Here is an 11,875-nt window from a genome sequence, read left to right on the forward strand (position 1 = left end):
GACCGCAGCGGGTTCGGCCTGCCCGGCGCGCACGCACTGTGACGCATCCGTGCGGATCAGTGTCGGGACGCTTGTCCGTATGCGTCCCCGGCGCGACGATGTCCCCACAGCGATGCACCGCCGCATCGCCCGCCGGGGAGGCCGACTTGACCGATCCATGGGTGGCCCTGGAGCCGGGCACCGATCCGTCCGAGCGGGTACGGGTCCTGCGCCGCGCGCACGAGACGTTCACCGCCGCGGGGACCGTGTCCCGGCCGGTGCGCTCCGTGGTGGCCGATTCCTGGCGGCGCTCCGCCGGGGCGCGCGTCAGCCCGGACGCGTCGGCGTCGGTGGAGCTGAGCGACGGCGATCTCGGGGCGTATCGCGCCGAGCATCCCCTGGCCCGGGTCATGCCGCTGTTCCGTGAACTCATGGGGACGTTCGCCCGGGACGGCGAGCATCTGCTCGCCGTGTGCGACGCGCACGGCAGGCTGCTGTGGGTCGAGGGCGACCGGACGACCCGGCAGCGGGCGGGGACGATGAACTTCGTGCCGGGCGCGTGCTGGTCGGAGACGGCGATGGGGACGAACGCGCCGGGTACGGCCGTGGCGGTCGACCGGCCCGTCCAGGTGTTCGCCGCCGAGCACTTCATCCGGCGCGTCCAGCCGTGGACCTGCGCGGCGGCCCCTGTGCACGATCCGCGTTCGGGGCGGCTGCTCGGCGCCGTCGACATCACGGGCGGGGACGGGCTGGCCCATCCGCACAGCCTTGCGTTCGTGCAGGCGGTGGCCCGTGCGGCGGAGTCCCAGCTCGCGCTGCTCGCACCCCCGCCCTCGGACGCGGACAGCCTCCGGCTCACCGCGCTCGGCCGGGACGAGGCCCTGCTCATCACCAGCGCCGGACGCAAGATCCGACTCAGCCGCCGGCACAGCGAGATCCTCGTCCTGCTGGCCCGCCACCCGGAGGGCCTGACCGGCGACGAGTTGCTGTGCGCGCTGTACGAGGACGAGTCGGTCACACCCGTGACGCTGCGGGCCGAACTGGCGCGTCTGCGCCGGGTACTCGGCCCCGACATCCTCGGCTCGCGCCCCTACCGCCTGGCCTCCCCCGTCGAGTCCGACTTCGGGACGGTCGAGCGGCGCCTGGGGACGGGTGCGGTGACGGCGGCCGCCGCCGTGTTCGGCGGACCGCTGCTGCCCGGCTCGCAGGCTCCGGCCGTCGTTCGCATACGGCGCAGGCTCACCGACGCGATACGGGCCGCGCTCATCGCGCGGGGCGACCCCGACCTGCTGGCGGACTGGGCGCACGCACCGTGGGGTGAGGAGGACCTCGACGTGTGGCGGGCGCTGGCCTCGGTGCGTCCCGCGCCGCCCGTGCTGGCCCGTCTCAGGGAGCTCGACGCGGAGCAGGCCGTGCCCGGCTCCCCGACGTCGTACGCAACGTATCTGCAACGTCCGCGCGCCTAGCCTCCGTGCGAAAGCTGCCCAACGGCGGGCGGCTCGCACGGGAGGCCAGCCAAGATGACCCTTTACGCAGCGCCCGGTACCAACGGCTCAGTCGTCTCCTACCAGTCCCGCTACGACCACTTCATCGGCGGCGAGTACGTGCCGCCGGCCCTCGGCCAGTACTTCGAGAACCCGAGTCCGGTCAACGGTAAGCCGTTCACGGAGATCGCCCGGGGCACCGAGGCGGACGTCGAGCGCGCCCTCGACGCGGCGCACGCCGCCGCCCCCGCCTGGGGCCGTGCGTCGCCCACCGCGCGCGCCGACATCCTCCTCAAGATCGCCGACCGGATGGAGGCGAATCTGGAGAAGCTGGCGGTCGCCGAGACCTGGGAGAACGGCAAGCCGGTCCGCGAGACGCTCGCCGCCGACATCCCGCTCGCCATCGACCACTTCCGCTACTTCGCGGGTGCCCTGCGCGCCCAGGAGGGCTCGCTCAGCGAGATCGACGACGACACGATCGCGTACCACTTCCACGAGCCGCTCGGTGTCGTGGCGCAGATCATTCCGTGGAACTTCCCGATTCTGATGGCCACTTGGAAGCTGGCCCCGGCGCTCGCCGCGGGTAACGCGGTCGTCCTCAAGCCCGCCGAGCAGACCCCGGCGTCCATCCACTACTGGCTGAGCCTGGTCGCCGACCTGCTGCCGCCGGGTGTCGTGAACGTCGTCAACGGCTTCGGCGTGGAGGCGGGCAAGCCGCTCGCGTCCAGCGCGCGCGTGGCGAAGGTCGCGTTCACCGGCGAGACGACGACGGGCCGGCTGATCATGCAGTACGCGTCCGAGAACATCAAGCCGGTCACCCTCGAACTCGGCGGCAAGTCGCCGAACATCTTCTTCGACGACGTGTGGGCGAAGGACGACGACTTCCGCGACAAGGCCCTCGAGGGTTTCACGATGTTCGCCCTCAACCAGGGCGAGGTCTGCACGTGCCCCTCGCGTGCGCTGATCCAGCAGGGTCACTACAACGAGTTCCTCGACGCGGCGATCGCGCGCACGGAGGCCATCAAGCCGGGCAACCCGCTCGACACCGACACGATGATCGGCGCCCAGGCGTCCAACGACCAGCTCCAGAAGATCCTCTCCTACCTGGACATCGGCCAGCAGGAGGGCGCGAAGGTCCTGACGGGCGGTCAGCGTATCGAATACGACGGTGAGTTGGCGGGCGGGTACTACGTCCAGCCCACGATCTTCGAGGGCAACAACCGCATGCGGATCTTCCAGGAGGAGATCTTCGGCCCGGTCGTCTCGGTCGCCTCGTTCGCCGACTACGACGACGCCATCAAGATCGCCAACGACACGCTGTACGGCCTCGGCGCGGGCGTGTGGACCCGAGACATCAACACGGCCTACCGGGCGGGCCGTTCGATCCAGGCGGGCCGCGTCTGGACGAACTGCTATCACGCGTACCCGGCCCACGCCGCCTTCGGCGGCTACAAGCAGTCGGGAATCGGCCGCGAGAACCACAAGATGATGCTGGAGCACTACCAGCAGACGAAGAACCTGCTGGTGTCGTACTCGGCCCAGAAGCTCGGCTTCTTCTAGGGGCACGAGAAAAGGCGCCTGCCCTGGGCCTTTGCCCGGCAGGCGCCTTTGGCTCGATTCGCTCGATTCGCTCGACTCGCTCGGAGCGAGAACCGAGCGGATCACCGGCAGCAGCAGCCTGTCTGCAGCCGTCGGCTGTCGGGCCGGCCGACGGCGTCCGCGTCGGTCAGCGGGTGCGGAGACTGCTGGTGTACACGTCCGTACGGTTGTGTGGCGCGCCGGAGTGGGTCTCGGTGAGCACCGCCCGTACCCCCTTGCCGTCGGCCACCAGGCCTTGGTAGTCGCCGAGGAAGTAGCCCCCGGCGAACGGCGCCTGCAGCCAGTCGAAGACCCGCGAGATCCGCCGTTCGGTCCGGCGCTTCGAATTTCCGTGCGGCAGCGTGGCCAGTTGGTAGGCGGTGGGCAGGGTGGTGGTGTTGCCCGGCTTGAGGAAGCGCAGGTCGTAGTAGGTGAGCGCGACCGTGCCCCGCTCGTCGACCGCGATGGACGGGGAGAAGGCCGGCACGCTCTTCGGGCTGATCAGCTTCGGGCTCCCCCAGGTGCGTCCGCGGTCGGTGGACCGCACGAGCTGGACGGAGTCGAACTTGCCACCGGAGAAGTCCGCGCCCTCGTAGGCCATGTACAGCGTGCCCGTCTTGGGGTCGATGGCCGGGCTGGGCAGGGTGGACCCGGCGCGCAACAGCTTGGTGGGGTCGTTCGGGTCGACCTCCGGTACGGAGGTGTCCCGGGCCACGGTGACCGGGGCGCTCCAGGTCTTTCCTGCGTCGGTCGAGGTGACCATCGCGTAGTGGGCTTCGACGACGGTGCTCAGGTCGTCGGTCAAGGTGATCCGGTCGAAGAAGTCGTACAGGGTGCCGGTGTGCCGGTCGACGACGATTTGGTGGCCGATGGTCTGTGTGTTGGGCACGGTGCTGGTATCGACGAACTGCCGGGCCCTGCTCCAGGTACGGCCGCCGTCGCGGGTGAGGGAGATGTAGCCGGGACCGTCGAGGGAGCTGGGGCCGGGCGGATCATTGTCGAGGCGGTTCCAGACCTGGTAGGCGGTGCCCTTGCGGATGGGGTCAGCGGTGAGTGAGGGCTTGTCGTTGAAGAACGGCTCCTCGTCGACGTGCGTGGTGGTGAGGTTCCGCCAAGTGCGGCCGCCGTCGCGGGACGTGGCGGCCAGGAGGGCGCTGCGCGTGCTCTTCGTGAAGTCGACGCCCTCCCCGCCTGCGTAGACGGTACCGTCCGGTCCGGTGCTCACCCAGGGGTCGGAGGCCCGTTCGAAGTCCGCGCCGCCGGGGGCGCACAGGCTGAAGGGCAGTGTGCTCCGGTGGAAGGTGTGGCCGTCCGTGGTCCAGCCGGCCACCAGGCCACGGGCGCCGCCGTCGTTCCAGCGGTCCTGCTGGAACACGGTGACCACGCGCTTCGGGTGGCGCGGATCGACGGACAGGTACGGCTCGACCTCGGTGGCCGGGTAGACGATGCTGTCGGGGGACCTCGCGCCGATGGTGCAGTGCGCGTACGGGTCTCCGTGGGACACCTTGACCAGTGGTGTGCCGTCGGGGTTCCGGTCTGCTGCGGCGGGAGTTGCGCCGGTGGCCGTGACGAGCAGGAGCGCGGCGGTGGTGACGGCGGTCAGGGGCAGAAAGACGCGCATGCGGGATCTCCTCCGGGCCTGGCGGCCGGGGTGCGGGACCGCCGTCATCGGGGCGGCCTGGGGCGCGGAGGCGTGCCGGAACGCGGGGTGGGGCGACTCCGCTTGATCCTTTTCGGCGTTGTGGCCGGTGCCCTTGATGGGCCGAAAGGCGGAGTCCTCCCCGGGGTCGTCGAGGAGCACGGCGGAGCCGACCGGCGGTGCACCGTGCCGGTCGGCTCGTTGATCGTGCTGTTACCGCGGCGACTCGCAGGGCCCCGGAGAGGGCCGTGGGCCGCGTGGCGGTTGGCGATGTCGGCGGGGGTAGGCCTTGGCTCGGACGGGATGGTGGAGCGGGATGACCTGTTGGACCTCTTGCACGGTGGGATGAGTCAGGGCATCGGCAAGGGCCATCTCCATGGGGCAGCGGCGCGATCATCGCCCGCGCCAGAAGGAAGACTCCCTCACCGTCGGCACATCCAGGCTCGAGGCCGGTGGGGCTGCTCGTTCTTCTGCGCCTTCCCCGGGCGCATCTCCCGGGAGAAAGTTCAAGTCGTCGTATGGCGACGCCCCACAGCCCGCACCCCGGCCGCTGCACAGCCAAGAAATCCGAACGACGTCGTCGGTCACCGTATGACGACGTGGCCGATGCTGGTCAGGACGGCGGCGAGCGCGGTGTTCATGACGTCGCGGACCGCGTCGACGCGATGACGGCCTTGGCTTCGAGGCGGTCGGCGTCCACCATCGCGAGTGCCGCGGTGTCGAGACGGGCGCGGGCGAACCACCCGACGGTGGACCGGGTGCCGTCACCCCGTACGCACCGCGCGCCGGGTGCTCCGGCCGGGCTGGTTGCCCAGCCGTGCGCCGGCTGATCAAGTGATCGGCTGCGTGGTCCCGTCAGGCATCATGCAGGCGTAGCCTGCGTAGGGGCGTGCCGTGACCTGTCCGCCGGCGGCCGTGCACTCGTCTCTGGTGATGTTCGGAGACGAGGCGGCCGCGGCGCTGACAGTGCCGACGGCGCCCATGCCCGCAAGGGTTGCCGCGGCAAGGGCGAGGCCCAGGACTCTTCGCATGCGCATGACTTCCTCCTCCTGTCACGCGCCTCCGTCCGGCCTTCGGGAAGGACGAGTCTCAAGACGACGGCCCCCTCATACTCAGCATGGGCGCTCCGCATATGGCCCGCGAGGCGAGGTTGGGCGCCGCGCCCGGGCAGTGACGGCCCGGCCCCGGAGAGGCATGACGTCACCGCCCTCGACCGGCCGCATCGGTACGTACGCCACGTGCGCGTCGGCAGGAGAGGGGCGACGTCGAGGTCCTTGGCGTCGAGGCTGCCCACCCGGGCCGCGTTGTGTCCGGGCAGGCCGGGGATCGGGGAGGAGACGGGCCGTACCCTGCCTCCGATCGGTACCGGCGGCCGGCTGCCGCGCGGTCCGCTAACGCGGTTCGTGGGCCGCCGCCCGGCAGGCACCGGTCGCGGCGCCGCCCGCCACTCCGGCCCCGGACAGCCCGGTCACACAACTCTGCAGGTCTCCTACCACGCCACGACTGCAGGCTGCTGTGACGGCGCCGGAATCGGTGGCACCGGCCTGCATGGCCATCTGTGTGCAGGCGGGGATGTCCGCCTGCACCGTGGGCGCGGCGAGGACCACACCGCCGAGGCTGAGGGTCAGGCCGGTGAGGACACCGGCGATACGGGTCGACGTGCGCATGGGACGCACCTGCCTTCCGGGTTGGTCGCGCGAACCTGGTCCTGGCGGGCCGGATCCACGCGGTGACGCCGCCTGGCGACGCTCGGTGAGTGGTGCCGCCGGCCGGTGGGCTCACAGACTGACCGCGCGGTTCTGCGTTGCCGCCATTGAGCCGCACCGGGACATGGTCAACAGGGCGAAGGAGATGGCCCCGGACCGAATGAGACGCACTCGGACCTCCACTCGCGGGCCCCTCACTCCAGCGTCGCACCCTCTCCCCCGCCCGTCCTGGGCACCCGGGGGCGGTCGCGCTGAGCAACTGCGACTGTGCGAAGCGCGGTAGCCGACCCGTTCGGCCGACCAGTTGCTGGGATCGGCCGGGCAGGCGTCCCGCCCTGCCGGTCCCCCGCACACCGCCGGGCGCGGTTCGGCCGGGGAGGCGGCCGGCCTTCGCCTCCCCGCGAGGTGCTGGGCCGCCTCTGCGGTGGAACTCCACGGCGAGCGCCGACGGGAGGCCAAGGTGTCGCCGGAGAGAGTGAAGCCCGGCAGGACCGCGAGGGCGGCGCGGCCTAGGCCGGTCTCATGCGCCACACCGGACCGGGACGCCGTGGGCGCGGGCGATGTCGCGGGAACCGCGGCCCTCGATGCAGGCGCCGACGGCAGCGCCCCTCTCAAGCTCCCAAGATCCGGACCAGTCGCGGACCAGCAGATAAGCGCCGTCGCCGTCGGGCCCCGCCCTCCACATGAAGTAGCCAGGTGCCCGACGCCGCTGTGAACATGCAGCCTCTTCACCCCGACCCTCGTCGGCACGATCTGCGTCGTGCCGAGCTCCGGGCGCAAACGGCAGCGGCCTTCACGATCCGATCAGTTGACCTGATCGTGAAGGCCGCTGCCGTGGTGCAGGGCTGGGAGCTACTTGATGTAGACGAGTCCGTCCGTCGTGATCGTCGGGCGGCCGCTCGTGCCGACCACCACGACCTTCACTGTGTGCTTGGCGCTGCTGGACCACGTCTTGGTCCAGATGGCATGGCGGTACAGGGTGCTGGACGACTTCAGGTCGACGGTGCTGACCTTGACGCCGTCGACGTACACGTACGCCTGCCCTGAGCTCGACGCCCGCGATGCCACCCACGAGGCTGAGCGGCCTGTGAACGTCCAGGTGAGGCTCGCAGCCTTGGAACCGCTGGAGTACGACTTGCCGCCGAGGTAGCTCGTGGAGGAACGGGTGGTCCAGGTACCGGACTTGGTGGCCGAGGTCTCCTGAAGAATCACCGGGGTGAAGGAGGCGGAGGACGTACGGGTGTTGCCCGCGTAGTCGTAGGCCTTCATCGACCAGGTGCTTGCCGTGCCGGACGCGGCGGTGCGGCTGGAGCTGGTTGTCGTCGGGCCGAAGGTGGCCGTCGCCGGGGTCAGGAGGCTCACGGACTTCAGCGCGGTGTTGTCAGTTGCCTTCCAGCCGAGGGTGACCGGGACGGCGCTGGTGTTGACGGTGCCGGTGCGCAGGGAGAGCTTCGGTGCGGTGGTGAAGGTCGGCACCGTCGTCTCCGCCACGACATTCAGCGCGGCGGACGTCGTGCTCTTGCCGGACTGGTGCAGGGCCCGCACGGCGACGGTGTGGGTGCCCAGGGGGAGGGTGGTGCCCACTGACGTGGCGGTACCGGATGCGGTGGCGACAGCCTTGCCGTCCACCAGCAGCTCGAACTTGGAGATCAGCGAACCCGGCGTCGTCGTCGACCACTTCGCCGTGATGGCGCCCTTGGTGTAGTACGTCGCCCCGGACTGACCGGCGCCGGACAGCGAGGTGACCTTCAGGCCCTGCACCGGGCCGGATGCCCAGGCGCGGATCGTCGGCAACTGGCCGTAGAGGGAGCTACCGGGGCACTGGGTGTTGTAGCCGTCGCGGTGGGCGGAGACCCGGTTGAAGGTGTACTGGCTGCCGGCGGTGAAGCTGGTGCCGAAGTAGTTCGTCTGCGTGGCGCCGGCGGTGAGCTTCACGGTCGAGGACGGGTCGGCGTTGGCGTTGTACTGGCCGAGCTTCCAGGCCGCGATACGGGCGACAGAGGTCAGCGCGGCGTTGGTGGCGCCGGTGGTGGTGTAGTCACCGAGCACCGCGATGCCCGCGGATTCCCGGTTCCAGCCGTAGGTGTGCGCGCCGAGCACGGGCAGGTCGACACCGCCCTTGCGGCCTTCGAAGATCGTGCCGCACTTGTCGACCAGGAAGTTGTAGCCGATGTCGTTCCAGCCGTTGGTCTGGGTGTGGTACGCGTAGATGCCCCGCACGATCGACGCGGAGTCGGCGCAGGAGTAGTCGTTCGTCCCGTCACTGTGGTGGACGAAGACGGCTTTCACATCGGTGTTGTACTCGGACGGGTCGGGGCTGAGCGACTCGTCGGCGCCCCAGCCGGCACGCGAGGTGATCGGCGGCTCGGGCACGGTGGACGGGGGAGCCGTGGGAGTGGTGGCCGACGGGCTCGCGGACGTGCTCGGGGACGTGCTCGGGGTGGCGGAAGCCGACGGCGACGCGGGCGCGGACGTGACGGCTGAGTCGCTCGGAGACGCGGAGTCGGTGGGCGTGACCGAGTCGGTGGGCGTGACCGAGTCGGTGGGCGTGACCGAGTCGGTGGGCGAAGCGCTGTCGCTGACGGCCGGCGCGACGTACGCGGCAGGCTTGGCCTTCATCTCGGCGTCGGTTGCCACGCCCGGGTCGACCAGGTTGACCTGGAGGCCCTTGGGCAGGCCCGAGCTGGTGGAGCCGTTCTTGTGGACGACCTGGACCTGGACGCCGTCGGAGGGGCCGACCCACAGCGGCTCGGACGCGCCGCGCACCCCGGCCCCGGACTCGGGTCCCTCCAACGGGTCGACGTTCGCCTCGAGGTCCTTCCAGGCGGTCCACTCTCCGGTCTCGATGCTGCGGGTGCGCACCTGGGCACCACCGTGCAGCCGCTTGGTCGCCCCGGTCCAGGAGACACCGAGCATCGAGAACTGCTTGGTCTGCGTGCGCGGCAGCTCACGCTTGCCGCTCGTGGTGCCCTTCAGCGCGAGGTCGTAGACCTTCACCGGCCGCTTGTCCCGGCCCGCCGCTCCGGGATCCTCGGAAGGGCTGGCCACGGCGTAGGTCACCACACCCCCGCCCCCCAACACCACCGCGCCGAGCGTGATCCACACCCGTCGCTTCAGGCTCAGCGGTCTGTACGCACGCGAGGTACGACTCAAAACGATCCACCCCAATAGAAGGCCCGAAAGGCCACATACGAATGTCACTTGAGGCACATCCGTCACAGGGGATGGCCCACTCAGACAGCGCGGCCCGGCCGGTAAACGTCACCTCGCCACTGGCCGGGGTGACGGAGGTCACTTGGCGTGATGTCGCAGGGAAATGCTGGGAGTTGGGCGAGGGAGGGCAGGGTGAACACGGGGCCAACAGCAGTCCGTCACACGCGAGGGGTGTGCTGGTCCAGGATGGCCCGCAGCCGTTCGAGGTCCTCGGCCCCTTGCACGCCCCGCTTGGGCAGGACACCGAGGTACATGATGTTGGGGTCCCGGCTCAGCAGGACGAAGTGACCTGCCGTCTCCCGGTAGCCCTGGAAGACGGACCACTTCTGGACCAATGTGCTGTGGTCGGTGCGGCAGGTGATCTCGGCCGGAGACACGGTGGCGCGGTACTCGCCCTGCCATCCGACGATCCGTTGCACGCTGGCGGCCTGTAGCCGCGGGTAGCCCCACACCACCAGGACGACGAACAAGAACAGAACCGTCGAGACCACGTCGATCCTCCCTCGACCCACGGTGGCGAGCAGCCACTGCCCTATCCACAGTGCGAGGAATACGCCTCGCAGCACCAGCCCGGTCCGCTTGACCCGCTCGCGGACCCGCAGGCCGACCAGTGTGTCGGCAGGCTGGGGCCGGTACACCAGCTGGACCGGGGTCTGCTCGTCCCCGACATCGTCACAGGTTCCCGCGCTGCTGTCGGTGCCATCGGCACTGCCGCTCTCGGCCATGATCCCTCCCCGGTGCGAAGAAGTGCGGATCCTACCGAACTTGAGTCAGAGCGCATCCCAGGGTGCGAACGCTCTGGCTCAGTGGGCCCAGATGGACGACTCCAAGGAAGCGGTGTACCACCAGCAGACGAAGAACGTTTTGGTTTCATACAGCCCGAAGAAACTTGGGTTCTTCTAGAGTCTCAAGTTGGGTGCCTGGAGGGAGCTTTACCCTTCCAGGCACCCACAGCCCCGCAGCCCCTATCCGTGACCATTCAGCAACCTTCCGGACCCGTTCGCCGCGAATCTGCGCGCGTCCCGGACCAGCCACGGACCAGCTGGGTCGCTAGGTTGCGTCGCCCTCGCGGGGCGAAGCATGCGAAGAAGCCGCGGACGTCGATGCCGTCGCGCAGGGCGGGGCTGCTCACCGGCAACGTCGAGGTGATAGACGTCGTTGCCCAGGGTCGGCCACCACATGTACCGGCGCCAGTTGCCGTCAGGGTGCGGGTGCGCAGCACTCGCCCGCTCCCTCAGGTCGACTGCCGGTGGGCCACCTGCGCGGGGGGCAGCACACTGTGCAGCATCGAGGCCGCGTCGACGTGTTCTCCGGCGGTCACGGCGCTGAGCCATTGCCTGGCATGCCGACCGTAATCGGTGTCCGGGATCCACGCGGAAGACAGTTGGGGCGTGGCGAGACGGGACTCGGGGGTGTTGTCGGCTCCCATCACCGCCAGGTCGGCCGGGGCAGAGAGACCCAAGTCGGTCAATGCTGCCAGGACGGCGAGACCCATGCGGTCTTCGTGGACGCAGACAGCGGTGATCCCGGAACTGAGCAGCGCCGGGATTCCTCCGGCAATGGCGTTGCGGTCCAGGCGGAAGGACACGGTGGTCGGCGTCGGCAGTCCGCGGCGGGTGCACTCGTCGATGGCGCCACTCAGCCGGCTGCGCGCCACGGACAGGCGAGGTGAAGGCTCGGCGGGCAGAACGTAGCCGATGTGCTGGTGGCCGCGTTCGGCCAGGTGGGAAACCTGGGCAGCCCCGATGTTCCGCTCCCAGAAGCGATCGCCCTCCTGGTCCGCATCGGCGAGTGGAGTCAGGCCGAGGACGTGTTGGGCGCCCAGCGCCGTGAGCCGGGTGTGAGTATCCGCAGACACGAAGGTCAGTAGGACGACACCGAAGGGCTGCACCGCCCGGAAGGTGTCACACAGCTGTGCCTCGGAGGTCTTGGTGTGGACCAGGACGGTGTAGCCGAGGCTGCCGACGCCCCCGGTGATGTACTCGATCGTGCGCCCGCTGACCTCTCCCGTGTACGTGGGGTCGACGACGATGAGCACGATCTTGCTGTGCCCGCGGCGCAGCGAGGCCGCAGCCGCATTGGGGACGTACCCGAGTTCTTCGGCGGCGGCGAGGACGCGGGCCCGGGTGGCGGGAGTCGTCTTGTCCGGCCGGTCGTTGAGTACGTAGCTGACCGTGGCGATCGAGACCCCGCTACGCCGGGCTACGTCGCTGATGGTGACCCGCTTTTCGGCCCGCGCTGCCATGCGTCTCCCTTAACAACCGCCCGAGGCGGAT

At 70.0% G+C, this 11,875-nt stretch carries 8 protein-coding genes; 2 read left to right on the top strand and 6 right to left on the bottom strand.

What is annotated here, in order from left to right; translation table 11 throughout:
* The first annotated feature begins 146 nt into the window (after positions 1–146).
* Positions 147–1,445: a GAF domain-containing protein gene (locus tag OG456_RS43905; RefSeq protein ID WP_266570685.1), complete on the top strand. Its 1,299-nt coding sequence runs from the start codon at positions 147–149 to the stop codon at positions 1,443–1,445.
* A gap of 54 nt (positions 1,446–1,499) precedes the next feature.
* Positions 1,500–3,023, top strand: coding sequence for an aldehyde dehydrogenase family protein (locus OG456_RS43910; protein ID WP_266570686.1), 1,524 nt, complete (start codon positions 1,500–1,502; stop codon positions 3,021–3,023).
* A 166-nt stretch (positions 3,024–3,189) separates the two neighbouring features.
* Here the strand turns inward: OG456_RS43910 and OG456_RS43915 are convergent, their stop codons facing one another.
* The 6 genes from OG456_RS43915 to OG456_RS43940 all read right to left on the bottom strand — a co-directional run bounded on the left by OG456_RS43915 (position 3,190) and on the right by OG456_RS43940 (position 11,844).
* Positions 3,190–4,662: a neuraminidase (sialidase) gene (locus OG456_RS43915; RefSeq protein ID WP_266570687.1), complete on the bottom strand. Its 1,473-nt coding sequence runs from the start codon at positions 4,660–4,662 to the stop codon at positions 3,190–3,192.
* A gap of 848 nt (positions 4,663–5,510) precedes the next feature.
* On the bottom strand, positions 5,511–5,717 hold the full coding sequence (locus OG456_RS43920; protein ID WP_266570688.1) for a hypothetical protein: 207 nt from the start codon (positions 5,715–5,717) through the stop codon (positions 5,511–5,513).
* A gap of 354 nt (positions 5,718–6,071) precedes the next feature.
* Positions 6,072–6,347: a hypothetical protein gene (locus OG456_RS43925; protein WP_266570690.1), complete on the bottom strand. Its 276-nt coding sequence runs from the start codon at positions 6,345–6,347 to the stop codon at positions 6,072–6,074.
* 891 nt (positions 6,348–7,238) lie between these two features.
* On the bottom strand, positions 7,239–9,503 hold the full coding sequence (locus tag OG456_RS43930) for a peptidoglycan recognition protein (RefSeq protein ID WP_266570795.1): 2,265 nt from the start codon (positions 9,501–9,503) through the stop codon (positions 7,239–7,241).
* 254 nt (positions 9,504–9,757) lie between these two features.
* A complete protein-coding gene (locus OG456_RS43935) occupies positions 9,758–10,324 on the bottom strand; it encodes a YcxB family protein (protein ID WP_266570691.1) in 567 nt (188 codons plus the stop codon).
* A gap of 509 nt (positions 10,325–10,833) precedes the next feature.
* Positions 10,834–11,844, bottom strand: a complete 1,011-nt coding sequence (locus tag OG456_RS43940; protein WP_266570692.1) for a LacI family DNA-binding transcriptional regulator — start codon at positions 11,842–11,844, stop codon at positions 10,834–10,836.
* Between the last annotated feature and the right edge of the window lie 31 nt (positions 11,845–11,875).

This window comes from Streptomyces sp. NBC_01446 (genome assembly GCF_026340095.1).
In the GTDB taxonomy this organism is placed as follows: Bacteria; Actinomycetota; Actinomycetes; order Streptomycetales; family Streptomycetaceae; genus Streptomyces; species Streptomyces aureus.